The sequence below is a fragment of the Marinobacter litoralis genome (genome assembly GCF_016427555.1).
GTDB lineage: Bacteria > Pseudomonadota > Gammaproteobacteria > Pseudomonadales > Oleiphilaceae > Marinobacter > Marinobacter litoralis_A.
In genome coordinates this window covers 518,576-534,146 of record NZ_JAELVS010000001.1, presented here as the reverse complement: position 1 = coordinate 534,146, position 15,571 = coordinate 518,576, and the positions used below count along the sequence as shown (strand labels likewise).

Here is a 15,571-nt window from a genome sequence, read left to right as displayed (position 1 = left end):
AAACCTTCGGAAATCAGCGGTATTTCAGTGGCTTGTGAATAGCTCCTTACACGTTTTCAAAGGTTTTATCCACAGAAAAAACGGGTCAAAAAATCCGCCAAAAACAACCCTAAAACACTGATATATAATACTTTTAAATCAAAGATCCAGATCTCTTCCAGAACTTATCAAACAAGTTATCCACAAAACAATACAGGCAATTCGGGCCATAGGCGTGGATCAAGACGCACGAATCTCCTCCTGCGCCTTAACCGAGCCTTCAGAAAGGCGTTCCAGCTCTTTTTCCACAGCATTGGAGGATTTCGCAAATCGGGCCAACAAGTTATACAGCACGGGAATAATGAACAGCGTCAGCGTGGTCGCAAAAATCAGCCCACCCAGGATAACCACACCTATCGCGGCGCGACTTTCCGCCCCGGCGCCGGTGGCGAGCACGAGGGGCACTGCGCCGAAGACTGTGGATATCGTGGTCATCAACACCGGCCGAAAACGGAGAATAGCACCTTCCAGAATGGCATCCCGCACTTGATACCCCTGATCACGAAGCTGGTTGGCAAATTCAACAATAAGTATTCCGTTCTTGGCCATCAGTCCTAACAGCATAATGATGCCGATCTGGCTGTATATATTCAGGCTGATCCCCGACCAGGCCAACGCCAGCAGAGCACCGGTAACCGCCAAGGGCACAGACAACATGATGATGAGCGGGTGAATCCAGCTTTCAAACTGGGCAGCCAATACCAAAAAGACAATCACGAAGGCCAACGCAAAGGTAACCAGAATGGCCGATGACGATTCCTCGAATTCCCGTGACAAGCCCCGGAACGACACCCGTGCTTCCGACGGCAAGTTATCCACAGCCAGATTGTTCAAATAACTGAGCGCCGTACCCAGATCATACCCCTCGGCCAGCGAGGCACTGATCACCACCGCCGGCAACCGATCAATACGCTTGAGATCCGGATTGGCACCGATTTCATCCACAGTCACCAAGGCTTTCAAGGGAATTAGTTGCCCCCCTGCCCTCGGCCGCACAAATATCTGCTCCAGGTCGTCCGGCGTTGCGCGTTGGGAATCCTCCGCCTGAACAATGACATCGTATTCCTGGCCCCGGTCCATATAGGTAGTCACTTGACGAGAAGCGAGCATGGTTTGTAGCGTCAGGCCGACGTCTTCCACGGTGATGTCGAGGTCGGCAGCCCTATCCCGGTCGATGTTGACCCGCAATTCCGGACGGGTGAGCTCAAAATCCGTGTCTACGTTCAGCAGGTTCGGATTTTCTTTGGCCCGCTCAACGATTTCATCACTCCAGGCTTGTACTGATTCGTAATCCGGGCCAGCGACGACAAACTCCACAGGCTGACTGAACCCTCGTTGCCCTAGTCCCGGCGGGTTGATCACAGCAATTCGGACACCGGAGATATCCCCAATCTTTTTACGTATCTCGCTGGTGACCTGTTGCTGTTTGACCGAGCGCTGCTCCCAAGGCACCAGACCCATGATCATAAACGCGCTGTCTTCTTCATTGCGAAACCCGACGATCGATAGAAAACGCTGTGCAATGCCTTCATCCAGATAGGCAAGCAGCTCCTGTTCCGCCTGTTGCACAAAGTGATCGGTAAACTCCACCGTCGATCCCCGTGGCGCACCCACCGGCATGATGATCACGCCGCGATCTTCGGTCGGAGCCAGTTCCTGCGGCAGATTGGGATAGATCACTGCGGCAATTACAATTCCGGCCACACCTAGCCCCAACAGCAAGCCAGACTGATTCAAAGCAAACCGCAGTGCTTTCTCGTAGCCGCGCGTCAGGCCGTTCAAAACCGTTTCGCTGAATGCCCACAACCGGTGCCCTTCTGCCGTTTGCGGACTATGCCTGAGCCATTTCGAACACAGCATGGGCGCTAACGTCAGCGCCACCAGGCTCGACACAATGACGGCGGCGGCCAGAGTAAAACCGAACTCCGCAAACAACCGCCCGATGTTACCGCCCATAAACGAAATCGGCACGAACACCGCGACCAGAGTTAATGTGGTGGCAATCACCGCAAAGGCGACCTGTTTGGCGCCGTGATAGGCCGCCAGCAATGGCGGTTCTCCCTCATCAATTCGGCGCTGAATGTTCTCGAGCATCACAATGGCATCGTCCACCACCAGGCCAATCGCCAGAATAACCGCCAGCAGTGTCAGCACATTGATGGAAAAGCCCAGAAAACCCAATCCGATGAAAGCACCGATAACCGCAACGGGTATGGTTACCGCCGGTATCAAGGTGGCGCGCCAGGAGCGCAAAAACAGGAAAATCACCAGAATCACCAGCGACACCGAGATCGCCAAGGTAATCAGCACTTCTTTGATGGAGGCGCGGATGAAGATGGATTCGTCATAGCTTTCGGCGATCGACACCTCGGGAGGCAGAGTTTCCCGAATCGATTCCAGCTCCGCTTTCACTGCATCGGAAACGGCCACGGTATTCGCTTTCGACTGGCGAATGATGCCCATACCGATGGCGGTCCGACCGCTTGCGCGAAGTCGGCCAACATCCGATTCCACCCCCATGTGTACGTTGGCCACTTCCCCCAAACGCAAAAGCTCGTTGCCATCCCGGCGTACCACCAGATTACGGAACTCATCCACTGTGGATAACCGGCCTTCCGCACGCACGGTGAAGTTTCGAGTGGCGGAATCCACCGTCCCTGCCGGCAATTCCACGTTGTTGGCGCGAAGTGCCTGCTCCACTTCGGCGACGGTCAGGTTTCGAGCCGCCAGCTTTTCCCTGTCCAGCCACACCCGGATGGCGTAACGGCGTTCGCCGCCAATACGCACGTCGGCCACCCCGTCGAGCACCGAAAAGCGATCGCTCAATACCCGATCGGCGAAATCACTGAGTTCGGCCGCATCCCAGACCTCGCTGGTCAGGGTGACCCACATCATGGGGCGCGCGTCGGAGTTGGCTTTACGAACTACCGGGGGATCGGCTTCATCCGGCAGCCGGTTCAAGATTCGCGATACGGCATCCCGCACGTCGTTGGCGGCGATATCGATGTTCCGGGAGGTGTTGAATTCAATGTTGGTGCGGGACTCTCCCTGCTCGGTGGACGATTCGATCGACCGAATGCCTTCAATCCCGCTGATACTTCCTTCAATCACTTGCGTGATCTGGCTATCCACTACCTCTGCCGCGGCGCCGGTGTATTCGGTTGAAACCGACACCACGGGAGGGTCAATGTCCGGGTACTCCCGTACCGGCAAACCGAACAGCGCCGAGAGTCCAAAGACAACGATTAACAGGCTGAGAACGGTGGCGAACACCGGGCGCTTGATGGAAATATCGGACAGCACCATAAATCAGGACTCCCGCACAGATTCAAATCGGTTTTCCGGAATCGACCGCTCAGATTCAAGCACGCGAATACGGTTCCCTGAACTCAGCCGGTCTTGCCCGGTGACCACCACAGCATCCTCGAGACTCAGGCCTTCCGTGATTTCCACCCATCCTGGCATGCGATTACCAATCTGGATTGGGACGCGGCGAGCAACGCCGTCTTCCGCAACAAACACATACTTCTCATCCCCCCGCACCATCACCGCCTGTTCCGGCACCACCAACGCTTCCCGCTCCTGTAACGTCAGTGAGGCCGACATAAACTGACCGGGCCGTAATTTGCCGCCGGGGTTATCTATCACAGCGCGCACCGCCAAGGTGCGGCTGAGCTCACTGATACGGGTAGCCAGCTGTACCAATTGGCCGTCAAAACTCTCTCCCGGAAACGCTGGCGATACCGCTGATACTGGTTGGCCAACCCTGACCTGACCGACAAAGCGCTCTGGTACTGAAAAGTTCAATTCCAGCTGACCGCTGGAATCCAGCGTGGTGATGCTGCTGCCGGCTTGCAGAAATGCGCCAAGACTAATGTCCGAAAGCCCGATTACTCCGGCAAAGGGGGCTTCGATGCGATGGTTTTCCAGCCGTACTTTGGCAGCTTCCAGTTCGGCGGCAGCAACGGCCACAGACGTTTGCAACTCATCCACCTGGGCCTGGGATACACTGTTGTTGGCCCGTAAACGGCGGGTTCGTTCATACTGCCGCCGTGCGTCCGACAAACGCGCTTTCAGTACCGCCAGATCGGCCCGGGCCTGCCGGTCGTCCAGGCGAAGAAGCACCTGCCCTTGCTGTACCGGCTGACCGGATCTCAGATTCAACTCCACCACCCGACCACTGGCTTCGGTCATTAATTCAACAGAATCAACCGGGCGCAGATTGCCGACCGCAGAAATCTGGTCTTTGATCTGGCGCAGTTGCGGTTTGCTGATACTGACAGTCGTCAGCTTCACCCGCTGATTTTGCTCCTCCGCAACGGGTTGCTGGTTCAGATAGATACCCGCTCCCACCAGCACTGTGACGATAACCGCCAGCCCAACCAACCACTGCTTCCACATGTGCTTTCACTACCTGTTGACAATGTAAGTTTGGAGTTATCCACACCCCGAATCCAGACTGACCGGTACTGACGGATTCAGTTCCACTTACCTTATAAGAGTCTTCTGAGGCACGCCATGTGCCTCGTTCGAAACCAAAGGGGTTTGCATAATATTTACACACTTAGAGCCGGGTTCCTTATCCGTCATTTCAGCCAATTGTCCAATCTGACGTTGCGCCAGCTGCTTTTCGTCAATGGCAGCTTTCGTCGAATGCCGTACAACTAAAGGCATCAGGGTCATTGAGCCCTCTAATGCACACGGGAAGGATTGGATATGCCTCAGTACAAAGCCCCCCTGCGGGATATGAAGTTTTTGATGAACGACGTGTTCGATTATCCACGTCATTACGCGGGCCTGAGTTCTGGCGAGAACGCTACTCCGGATATTGTTGAAGCCATCCTGAATGAGTGCGGCCGATTCTGTGAAGAAGAGCTGAGCCCCTTGTACCAGATCGGTGATGAAGAAGGCTGCAAGCTGGAAAACGGCGAAGTAACCACACCGAAAGGTTTTAAAGAAGCCTATAACAAGTATGTGATGGGTGGCTGGCAGGGTCTGTCGGCGCCGGAAGAATTCGGTGGTCAGGGGCTGCCTGCCTCCATGGGCTTGTTCAAACAGGAAATGATGGGTACCGCCAACTGGTCATTCGCCATGTACCCGGGTTTGTCGCTGGGTGCGATGAACACCATCTACCTGCACGGCAGTGACGAGCAGAAGCAAACGTATCTGGTTCCCCTCACGGAAGGCCGTTGGGGCGGCACCATGTGTTTGACCGAACCCCAGTGCGGTACAGACCTTGGCCAGGTGAAAACCAAAGCCGAGCCTCAGAAAGACGGTACCTACAAGCTGACCGGCACCAAGATCTTTATTTCGTCCGGTGATCACGACCTGACCGAAAACATTGTCCACATCGTGCTGGCCCGCCTTCCGGGCGCTCCGGCCGGTACCCGCGGCATCAGCCTGTTCATCGTTCCGAAATTCCTGCCCACCGAAGACGGCGGCGTGGGTGAACGCAACGGCGTGAACTGTGGCAGCCTTGAAAAGAAAATGGGCATCAAAGCTTCCGCCACCTGCGTGATGAACTTTGACGACGCCACCGGTTACCTGATCGGCCCCGAAAACGAAGGTCTGGAGTGCATGTTCACCTTCATGAACACGGCTCGTATCGGTACTGCCATTCAGGGTGTTGGCCCGGCCGAACTGTCTTACCAGTGGGCACTGGAGTACGCCAAGGACCGCCGTTCCATGCGCGCGCTGTCCGGCAAGAAAGAACCGGACCAGGTGGCCGATAGCCTGATTCACCATGCCGATGTTCGCCGCATGCTGCTGACTCAGAAAGCCATCGCCGAAGGCGGCCGCGCCATGCTGTACTACGCAGCCAAATTCGCCGACCACATGGTTGAAGCGCACACCGCCAACGATGAAAAAGCCGCGAAAAAGCACGACGACAAACTGGGCTTCCTGACGCCTATTCTGAAAGGCTTCCTGACCGAGCTGGGCAACGAAGCCGCAAGCCTGGGCATGCAGGTATTTGGTGGCCACGGCTACATCCGTGAGCACGGTATGGAACAGATCGCCCGGGATACCCGCATTGCCACACTGTACGAAGGCACCACCGGTATTCAGGCACTGGACCTGCTGGGCCGTAAGGTATTGCTGATGACACAGGGTGGCGCGGTACGCGAGTTCACTCTGAAGGTTGCGAACTTTGCTCGTAAGCACCTGACCAACAGCACTCTGCGCCCGATGGCCGTAGAACTGCTGAAACTGACCGCCCAGTGGAACCTGCTGACGGTTCGCGTGATGCTTTCAGCTCGCAAAGACCGGGATGTTGTCAGCGCAGCGGCTTATGACTTCCTGATGTACAGCGGCTATGTATCGATGGCGTATATGTGGTTGCGTCAGGCTGCGGTCGCGACTGACAAGCTGGAGAACGGCGGTGAGGAATCAGACGCCTTCTACCAGACCAAGATCAGCACTGCCGAGTTCTACTACGAGCGTCTGTTGCCCCGTGCTCAAAGCCATGCCACCAGCATGCTGAGCCCGACCCGTAACCTGATGCAGATCGAAGCCGATAATTTGGCCTTTACCGGATAACTCTCCCGGTAACCTCTCACCCGGGTAGCACGTTCTACCCGGGTTTTTTGATCATCAGAGTCCGTATTTGGTCTCGATAGCCTGATACATCCCGTTGTCTTTGATGGCTTTCAGGCCCTCCTGCAACTTCTCAATAATCTCATCTGACGTGTTCGGATTCATCGCAAGATACAGCTCGGTTTCATTAAACGAGTAAACCGGCTCCAACCCTTCCACATCCTGCTGCGACGCAAAGTAGGGCCCCGCCAGGCGGTCGGCTATCCACAAGTCTACCTGCCCAAGCTCCAAACGCTTCGGGTTGATGTCATCACTTTCCATTTCCGACACCTTGTAGCCCCGATCCAGCAGGTAGTTGGTCATCACATCGTTACGATACCCCCCGTACAACATGCCTTTGGTGTCTTCCAGCTTGTCGATGTTCAGGTTGGTTCCCGGGGCAGCAAAAATTGTCCACAGGTTCTTCGTCAACGGCCCCACCCATTTAAAATTGGGCGCCCGTTCTTCGGTGTAGGTTGTGCAAAAGATGCCGTGGTTTCGTTTGCTCAGGGCACGTTTGTAACCGTAATCCCAATTGCGCAGCTTGATAACGTGGTCCAGACCCGATTTATCCAGAATCGCTTTGACCATCTCGGAACAGATGCCGTCCACTTCGTTACCGTTATGCTCAAAAGCACGGCCGGTGGCACTCATGTTGTATGGAGGGAAATTCTCGGTATAGATGTAAAGCTTGTCAGAAGCTGACACCGGCGCGGCTCCGCTGCCCAATGCAAGGGCGCCCACCAACGCTATGAATTGACCCAATTTACGCACGGATACTCTCCTTTCTCGTTTATAACCTATTGCCGATCAGAAAAAACCTGAGCGAATATAGGATGTTAGAGGCTAGAGAGTACCCGATTGCCGGTCATTCGTTGAGCATTAAACTGTTAGTTTTCGTAATGGTGCCACGTTAAGCTTGGGTTAGAAGGTAACGTTCGCGGATAACCATAGGCGGCGGCCTTCTTCCACCATTCCGCCAGCGGCCATACCCCGGTTCACATAAATGTATTCAGAAGCCCAGTCAGTTACCTCGTTGCCGTTATTATCAACAAAGGTGTAGCTGCTGCCTTCCAGGAAATCTTTGTTAAACACATTATAGATGGTCGCTGTAAGCTTCAGGTTCTCACTGGCCTGATAAGAGCCGCCCAAGTGGAATAATGCGTAGTCGCTCAGATCACCGAGTTGTTGATAAATCGCTGTTTCTTCAGCACTCAGGTTTTCCTTGAGGCTAACATAACGGGTACGTTCACCACGATACTCACCCGACAGCCACAGGTTCAGTTGAGAAGTAGCTTGCCAATTCAGACGTGCGTGCAACACATGCTCGGGGGTATTGGTCAAGGGAGCCCCCTTATTCACACCACTTTTCTGCTCCGTATCGGTATAGGTGTAGCTGCTCCGCAGGGTCCACGCCGGCGCAAACTCCCAGTTTGATGCCAGCTCAACCCCTCGGGTTTCCGCCTTTCCGATGTTCGCCAACTGATCGTAGGTGCCATCCGGAATCAACGAATCACCAGTGATCGTAACGGGATTTCCTCTATCGATCTTGTCACTGAATCGAGTATAAAAAACGGTTGCATTGGCTTTGAAACCGTTCAGGTTGTCAAAGTATGCACCCAATTCATAGTTGGTGCTTTTTTCAGGTTCGAGGTCTGGCGTGCCGATGGTCAGCTTTTCACCTTGTTTGGTCACACCGTTGACCCCGTTGTGCAAGTCGTTGATATCCGGTGTTTTATAACCTTTACTCACACCACCTTTAAGGGTCCAGTTGGCAGAGGAATTCCAAACCAAATAAGCCCGAGGAGTAAAATGGCCAGAGAACGCATCGTGGTCTTCATAACGCCCCCCTAGTGTTAATGCCAGGTCGTCTCTCAGGTACCACTCATCTTCAGCAAAAACGGCCCAAGAATTTTGTTCAAACGTGGTATTCGCGATACCATCGGTCAGTTCGGTGTCTCGGTACTGAGCGCCAAGAGTCACAATTTGGCTATCCGTAACAGGTGCAACCAATTTGGTATCGAAGATCGTGTCTTTCGATTCCAGCTCTCGATCAGCACCACCTACTAAAGCCTGATAGGGAGCATCATACGCCTTGCCGATGGTACCAGGCAGAGTGCGACCTTCGGTTTCGGTCACGTTATAGCTCAGATCATTGCTCCAGGTGCCGAAACCAAGCTTGCTGGAGTGCCCTAGTACCACCTGCTCGCGGTTGAAACGCAACTCATCGCCATAGCCGTTAGCCACGCCCGGTTTATCTTCACAACTACGGCTTTTACCGTCCAGCGTTCCCAGCTGGCAGGCGTCATTATTATAAACCTGCTTGCCTTGCTCAGCGTCCAGATAGAATTCGTGCCCCTGAGCTGGCTCAAACGTCAGCCGGGCACCTACGGTATGATTTCGGCCATCAACCGGTGCCACCCCACGCTTCGGAGCTGCAGAACCGTTTTCAAACTCGAGATTAGCCGCTTCACGATCGTATACGCTGCCTCGAACACTCAGGCCAAGGACATTTTCAATAAGCGGACCGCTGGTATAGAAACTGGTTTTTCCAGTATCCCCAAAATCCCTGTCTTCCTGGAAGGTGTGCTCCAAGGTTACAGAGCCCACCCACTCATCAGACACTTTCTTGGTGATGATATTAACAACACCACCAATCGCATCTGAACCATAAAGCGTAGACATGGGCCCACGAATAACTTCGATCCGCTCAATGGCAGACAGTGGCGGCATAAAACTGGTGGAAGTATCACCGAAACCGTTCGGCGTGACGTTGCCCGGAGGATTCTGACGCCGTCCGTCTATCAAGATCAGGGTGTATTCGCTGGGCAGGCCACGGATACTGATGTTCAATCCACCCGTTTTACCAGTGCTCTGTCGAATATCCACACCTTCCACGGTATCCAAGGCTTCAGCTAAATTCGAAAATTGACTCTGTTGCAGGTCTTGTTGGCTCAATACACTGATGCTGGCGGGCGCATCGGTCACTTTCTGCTCATAACCGGCAGCGGATACCACCAGTTCGTCCAGTTCCATTGGTTGGGCTGCCACTTGAAGGGTATAGCCTAAAGATAACAGTGCAACCGATGTCGCCAATGATGTCCTGAACTGCATGAGCCACTCCTTAAGTTGAAAATAAATATCGATGGCAAATGATAATCCTTTGCATTTAAATATTGCAACAACTTAATGAGAGAAAAATAGTTCACAAAATCAGTTATTTATATCGAGGTCGAAAATTCGACATTGATGCTGGCGGCTTAGTCTTGCGGATTCAGCCCAGGCTTGAAATTCCTTTCTCAGACCTCACATCCCCTCCCGGGTACCTCTAATAACTGTTAACCCTCTGAGGAATTTACAATTTCCATACCCTGCTCGTTTACTAGCAAGTAAGCGCGAATCATCAATCATCGTGATGTTTTTAAAAGAAGGAGGTTCGAAATGGACACTCGTGCTGACGACTTTTATCCCACACGTCTCGAAACCCCAATGGCTCCGATAGACCGGATAGAGCCGGTTATCCACAGCTGTGGGGATAACCGAACAAACGGCCCTTTAAGTGAGGCCGAATTAGCCAGGTATGAACGGGATGGGTTTCTGGTATTCGATCAGTTTCTCGACCACGAAACTGTCCGGCTGTTTCAGGAAGATCTTGCAGCATACGAGAACGATGACCGTATCCTGCGCGCTGAAGGGACCATTACCGAGCCCGGCAAGCAGGAAATACGATCCGTTTTCGGCATACACCAACTGTCACAGCGATTCGACCGACTCACCCGGGACCCGCGAATCCTGGATATGGTAAAGCAGATATTGGGCAGTGATGCCTATATTCACCAGTCCCGGATCAATTTCAAACCTGCGTTTCATGGCAAGGGCTTTGACTGGCATTCCGATTTTGAAACCTGGCACGCAGAGGATGGTATGCCGAGAATGCGGGCGGTCAGTTTTTCGATCACGTTGACCGATAACACGCCCTTCAACGGCCCCCTGATGTTGATCCCCGGCTCTCACAAAACCTTTATCCCGTGCGTAGGACGTACTCCGGAGGACAATTACCGGTCGTCATTGAAAAAGCAGGACTTGGGTGTGCCTAATGAAAGCGATCTGAAACGCTTAGCCAACCGGCACGGTATCAAGGCCCCCACGGGACCGGCAGGTTCGTTGATTATATTCGACTGCAACACACTGCACGCATCCAACGCCAATATGTCTCCTTGGCCGCGAAGCAATCTGTTCTTCGTTTACAACAGTGTGGAAAACCAACTTGCGGCGCCTTTCTGTGGGAACAAAAAACGACCGGATTTCCTGGGCAATCGCAGCAATACGGAAGCCCTGGCGCCAGTGACGCCGGATGTGATGAGAAAGACAGGCTGATGCCGTAACAAAAGACCCCGCAGGTGGTCACCTGCGGGGCCGATGGCTCTTACGAATTCAGATACTTCGCATGGAAGCGAAGGTGCCCTTCAATAAAACTGGCGATGAAGTAATAGCTGTGGTCGTAGCCGTCATGCCGGTTCAGTTCCAGCGGATAGCCACTTTGTTTGGCAGCGGCTTCCAGCATTTCCGGCTTCAACTGCTCGGTCAGGAAATTGTCCGCTTCGCCTTGATCCACCAACGCCGGTACAAATTTGCTTGCCTTTTGCATCAGCAAACTGGCGTCGTACTCGGCCCAGCTGGCGGTGTCTTTACCCAGGTAAGCGCCAAAGGCCTTCTTACCCCACGGGCAGTTGACCGGATTACTGATCGGACTAAACGCCGAAACGGACTGAAAACGCTCCGGGTTGCGCAATGCCAGTACCAATGCACCATGTCCGCCCATGGAGTGGCCAGAGATGGAACGCTGATCGCTCACCGGGAACATATCTTCAATCAATGCCGGTAATTCGTTGAGCACGTAATCGTACATGCGGTAATGCTTGCTCCAGGGTGCCTCGGTGGCATTCACGTAGAACCCGGCGCCCTTGCCCAAATCGTAGCCTTCGTCATCGGCGACATCGTCACCGCGCGGGCTGGTGTCCGGGGCAATGATGGCCACGCCCAGTTCGGCCGCCATGCGATGCGCGCCGGCTTTCTGCATGAAGTTTTCATCGGTGCAGGTCAGGCCGGACAACCAGTACAACGCTGGTACCTTTTTGCCATTGGAGGCCTGCGGCGGCAGGTAGATAGCAAACCGCATCGAACAGTTCAGGGTCTTGGAGTAATGACTGTACTGCTTGTGCCAACCACCAAAACTTTTATTACTGCTCAGATTTTCAATAGTCATTGCAACCTCTCGATAAAACGGTCGCCTGTGTTATCCACAGGCGACCTGAATTCATTACTTGTCGTAGTGAATAACGGTACGGATGCTCTTGCCTTCGTGCATCAGATCAAACGCCTTGTTGATATCTTCCAGACCCATGGTGTGGGTGATGAAATCGTTCAACTTGAACTCGCCTTGCATGTAACGCTCAACGATGCCCGGCAGCTCGGAACGGCCCTTCACGCCACCAAAAGCGGAACCTTTCCAGACCCGGCCGGTCACCAGCTGGAACGGACGCGTGGAAATTTCCTGGCCAGCTCCGGCAACACCGATAACCACCGACTCACCCCAACCTTTGTGGCAGCATTCCAATGCAGACCGCATCACATCCACGTTGCCGATACACTCGAAGGAGTAATCCACACCGCCGTCGGTCAGTTCTACGATCACTTCCTGAATCGGCTTGTCGTAGTCTTTCGGGTTGATGCAATCGGTCGCACCCAACTGGCGGGCCAGCTCAAATTTGCTCTCGTTGATATCGATGGCAATGATGCGGCTGGCCTTTGCCATGGTGGCACCAATCACAGCCGACAGGCCGATGCCGCCCATACCGAAGATGGCCACGGTGGCGCCCTCTTCTACTTTGGCGGTGTTCATTACCGCACCCATACCGGTGGTTACACCGCAACCCAGCAAACAGACTTCTTCCAGGGGCGCTTCTTTGTTCACTTTTGCCAGCGAAATCTCGGGCAGTACGGTGTACTCGGAGAAGGTTGAGCAGCCCATGTAGTGATAAATAGGCTCACCGTTCAAGGAGAAGCGGGTGGTGCCGTCTGGCATCAGGCCTTTGCCCTGGGTTTCACGAATCTTCCCGCACAAGTTGGTTTTTCCGGAGGTGCAGAATTTACATTCGCCACACTCAGGGGTGTACAGCGGAATAACGTGATCGCCCACTTTCAGACTGGTCACGCCTTCGCCGACGGACTCAACAATACCGCCGCCTTCGTGGCCCAGAATGGTCGGGAAGATGCCTTCGGGGTCTTCGCCTGACAAGGTAAACGCATCGGTATGGCACACACCACTGGCAATCACCCGAATACGGACTTCGCCAGCCTGTGGCGGCATCACATCCACTTCTTCAATGGACAGGGGTTGTTTCGGGCCCCAGGCGATGGCTGCTTTAGATTTGATGGTCTGAGTCATGTTGTGTGCTCCAATTTTTGTCGGGCTTGGGCAGAGGCTACTGCCATGATGATGACGCCATTGTATTGTTATTCTTGGAGTAGATAATCCACCATTCAGTCAATTCACTTTTACTGTATAGTAATAATGATTGCGCTTTTTGTACGACGTACCTTGTATCTAAGCTTACCCACCTCGTAACGCAAGGAACCGAGCATGTTTATCTGGGAAGGGGTCAGTGAGTTTGTGGCGGTCGCCGAAGCCGAAAGTTTCACCGCTGCGGCGAAACGATTGGGCATTTCCACCGCGCAGGTGAGCCGGCAGGTCAGCGCACTGGAATCCCGGCTTTCGACCAAACTGCTTTATCGCACCACCCGCAAGGTTTCGGTAACGGAAGCCGGCCAAACCTACTACCAGTATTGCCGCCAGGTACTCGATGGGCTGGAAGAAGCCGAGCGGGCCATGACCAACCTGCAACTTATCCCCAAGGGAAAATTACGGCTGACCGCACCGGTGACCTATGGCGAGAAGGTGATCGCTCCCTTGGTGAACGATTTCATTCTGCGCTATCCCGAGTTGGAGGTGCAGCTGAATCTGACCAACCAGAAGCTGGACCTGGTCGGCGGCGGTTACGATCTGGCGATTCGACTGGGCAAACTGGAAGATTCGACCATGATGGCCAAGCGGTTGTCGTCTAGAACGTTGTTCGTGTGTGCCTCGCCCGGTTATTTATCCACCTACGGCGTGCCTCACTCGCTATCGGAACTGGAACAACACAACTGTTTGCAAGGTAATCTGGATTACTGGCGGTTTCAGGACAGAGGCAAACCCCACAACGTCCGAATCAAAGGCAATATGAAGTGTGACAGCGGCTGGGCACTGCTGGATGCCGCTCTGAAGGGCATCGGGATCGTGCAATTACCCGACTACTACGTTCAGCCCTCATTGGCCTGTGGAAAACTCATGAGCTTGCTAGAGCACTACCAGGAAGCCGACGATGGCATCTGGGCGGTTTATCCACATAACCGTCACTTATCCCCAAAAGTGCGAATGCTGTTGGACTTCCTGGACGAATCGTTAAGTTAAAACCCTGTGAGGCGTTGGTCGTCTCACTTGCCGATGCAGAACGAGCTGAAGATCTTGCCCAGTAGTTCATCCGGAGTCAGATGCCCGGTAATTTCGCCCAATGAATCCTGTGCCGCTTTCAGGTCTTCGGCCAACAACTCCCCGGCTCCGTAACCTTGTAACTGGGATTGCCCTTGCACCAACGAATCCCGTGCCCGCTCCAATGCGTCCAGATGCCGGCGGCGCGCCAAAAAGCCACCTTCGGTGGTGCTGGCAAAACCGATACAGGCTTTCAGGTGATCCCGAAGAATATCCAGGCCTTCGGCTTCTTTGGCTGCCAGCCGCACAACTGGGGCAACTTGCCCGGGTTCATCACAAATGCCCACTTGTTCGCCGGATAAATCCACCTTGTTACGGATCACCGTGACCGGTGCGTTCTTAGGCAGCTGGTCGATAAAATCCGGCCAAATTTCATGGGGTTCGGTTTTATCGGTGGTGGTGGCATCCACCATCAACAGAATACGGTCGGCTTGGCGAATTTCGTCCCAAGCCCGGGCAATGCCAATCTGCTCGACTTCATCGGGGCTGTCCCGAAGCCCGGCGGTATCGATGATGTGCAACGGCATACCGTCGATGTGGATATGTTCCCGGAGCACATCCCGGGTGGTGCCCTCGATGGCGGTCACGATCGCCGCTTCCCGGCCCGCCAAGGCATTGAGTAAACTCGATTTTCCGGCGTTCGGCCTACCGGCAATCACCACTTTCATACCGTCGCGCAGAATGGTGCCTTGCTGGGCTTCCGATAAAATCTTTTCCACACGTTGCAACAGACCATCCAGATCGCTGGCAACTTTGCCGTCGGCCAAAAAGTCGATTTCTTCTTCCGGAAAATCGATGGCGGCTTCCACGTAAATACGCAGATGGGTGACCGCATCAACCAGATCGTCAATCTGCCGGGAAAACACACCCTGCATCGAACGCACCGCGCAGCGGGCGGCTTGTTCGGAGCTGCTTTCAATCAGGTCAGCAATGGCTTCGGCTTGGGCCAAATCGAGCTTGTCGTTCAAAAAGGCGCGTTCGGAGAATTCACCGGGGCGCGCCAGCCTCGCGCCTAACGTGCAGACCTCGCGCAGCAACAGATCGAGAATCACCGTGCCACCGTGGCCTTGTAGCTCAAACACATCCTCGCCGGTGAACGAGTGCGGGTTGGGAAAATACAGGCCAATCCCCTCATCGATCAGCTCGCCCTGGGTATCCAGAAAAGGACCGAAATGCGCGTACCTTGGTTTGGGATCAAAGCCCAACATGGCGCGGGCAATAGCCGATGCTTTCGGGCCTGAAACCCGGACAATCCCTACCCCGGCCTGGCCCGGAGCGGTAGCAATAGCGGCGATGGTGTCGGTAGCTGGCTGCATAATTTCTTTCCTGACTAGAACTGACAAAGGCTCCACAAGGGAGCCTTTGTCG

At 54.1% G+C, this 15,571-nt stretch carries 10 protein-coding genes; 3 read left to right on the top strand and 7 right to left on the bottom strand.

Features of this window, described 5'->3' with window-relative positions; translation table 11 throughout:
* Positions 1–219: 219 nt before the first annotated feature.
* The gene (locus tag JAO79_RS02380; protein ID WP_199005556.1) at positions 220–3,345 is read right to left on the bottom strand and encodes an efflux RND transporter permease subunit; all 3,126 of its coding nucleotides are present in this window, start codon (positions 3,343–3,345) and stop codon (positions 220–222) included.
* A 3-nt stretch (positions 3,346–3,348) separates the two neighbouring features.
* A complete protein-coding gene (locus JAO79_RS02375; RefSeq protein ID WP_199005555.1) occupies positions 3,349–4,440 on the bottom strand; it encodes an efflux RND transporter periplasmic adaptor subunit in 1,092 nt (363 codons plus the stop codon).
* Between the two features lie 315 nt (positions 4,441–4,755).
* Here JAO79_RS02375 and JAO79_RS02370 point away from each other — a divergent pair, with 315 nt between their 5' ends.
* Complete coding sequence (locus tag JAO79_RS02370) at positions 4,756–6,576, top strand: acyl-CoA dehydrogenase C-terminal domain-containing protein (RefSeq protein WP_199005554.1); 1,821 nt, start codon at positions 4,756–4,758, stop codon at positions 6,574–6,576.
* A gap of 54 nt (positions 6,577–6,630) precedes the next feature.
* Here JAO79_RS02370 and JAO79_RS02365 read toward each other — a convergent pair whose 3' ends face one another.
* Both JAO79_RS02365 and JAO79_RS02360 read right to left on the bottom strand, forming a co-directional pair.
* Positions 6,631–7,386, bottom strand: coding sequence for a substrate-binding periplasmic protein (locus JAO79_RS02365; RefSeq protein WP_320158927.1), 756 nt, complete (start codon positions 7,384–7,386; stop codon positions 6,631–6,633).
* 150 nt (positions 7,387–7,536) lie between these two features.
* Positions 7,537–9,726, bottom strand: coding sequence for a TonB-dependent receptor domain-containing protein (locus JAO79_RS02360; RefSeq protein ID WP_199005553.1), 2,190 nt, complete (start codon positions 9,724–9,726; stop codon positions 7,537–7,539).
* Between the two features lie 327 nt (positions 9,727–10,053).
* On the opposite strand from JAO79_RS02360, the gene thpD reads away from it, so the two are divergent.
* Positions 10,054–10,989: an ectoine hydroxylase gene (thpD, locus tag JAO79_RS02355; RefSeq protein ID WP_199005552.1), complete on the top strand. Its 936-nt coding sequence runs from the start codon at positions 10,054–10,056 to the stop codon at positions 10,987–10,989.
* A gap of 49 nt (positions 10,990–11,038) precedes the next feature.
* On the opposite strand, the gene fghA is transcribed toward thpD, so the two are convergent.
* Complete coding sequence (fghA, locus tag JAO79_RS02350) at positions 11,039–11,878, bottom strand: S-formylglutathione hydrolase (RefSeq protein WP_199005551.1); 840 nt, start codon at positions 11,876–11,878, stop codon at positions 11,039–11,041.
* Positions 11,879–11,932: 54 nt separating this feature from the next.
* The gene (locus JAO79_RS02345; protein ID WP_008175541.1) at positions 11,933–13,060 is read right to left on the bottom strand and encodes an S-(hydroxymethyl)glutathione dehydrogenase/class III alcohol dehydrogenase; all 1,128 of its coding nucleotides are present in this window, start codon (positions 13,058–13,060) and stop codon (positions 11,933–11,935) included.
* 195 nt (positions 13,061–13,255) lie between these two features.
* Here JAO79_RS02345 and JAO79_RS02340 point away from each other — a divergent pair, with 195 nt between their 5' ends.
* A complete protein-coding gene (locus JAO79_RS02340) occupies positions 13,256–14,125 on the top strand; it encodes a LysR substrate-binding domain-containing protein (RefSeq protein WP_199005550.1) in 870 nt (289 codons plus the stop codon).
* Positions 14,126–14,148: 23 nt separating this feature from the next.
* On the opposite strand, the gene mnmE is transcribed toward JAO79_RS02340, so the two are convergent.
* Positions 14,149–15,519 (bottom strand): tRNA uridine-5-carboxymethylaminomethyl(34) synthesis GTPase MnmE, encoded by a 1,371-nt coding sequence (mnmE, locus tag JAO79_RS02335; RefSeq protein ID WP_199005549.1) that lies wholly within the window; start codon positions 15,517–15,519, stop codon positions 14,149–14,151.
* Positions 15,520–15,571: the final 52 nt, after the last annotated feature.

Coding starts and splice junctions, on each gene's coding strand:
- JAO79_RS02380 (WP_199005556.1), bottom strand. CDS start 3,345: ATGGTGCTGTCCGATATTTCCATCAAGCGCCCGGTGTTCGCCACCGTT.
- JAO79_RS02375 (WP_199005555.1), bottom strand. CDS start 4,440: ATGTGGAAGCAGTGGTTGGTTGGGCTGGCGGTTATCGTCACAGTGCTG.
- JAO79_RS02370 (WP_199005554.1), top strand. CDS start 4,756: ATGCCTCAGTACAAAGCCCCCCTGCGGGATATGAAGTTTTTGATGAAC.
- JAO79_RS02360 (WP_199005553.1), bottom strand. CDS start 9,726: ATGCAGTTCAGGACATCATTGGCGACATCGGTTGCACTGTTATCTTTA.
- thpD (WP_199005552.1), top strand. CDS start 10,054: ATGGACACTCGTGCTGACGACTTTTATCCCACACGTCTCGAAACCCCA.
- fghA (WP_199005551.1), bottom strand. CDS start 11,878: ATGACTATTGAAAATCTGAGCAGTAATAAAAGTTTTGGTGGTTGGCAC.
- JAO79_RS02345 (WP_008175541.1), bottom strand. CDS start 13,060: ATGACTCAGACCATCAAATCTAAAGCAGCCATCGCCTGGGGCCCGAAA.
- JAO79_RS02340 (WP_199005550.1), top strand. CDS start 13,256: ATGTTTATCTGGGAAGGGGTCAGTGAGTTTGTGGCGGTCGCCGAAGCC.
- mnmE (WP_199005549.1), bottom strand. CDS start 15,519: ATGCAGCCAGCTACCGACACCATCGCCGCTATTGCTACCGCTCCGGGC.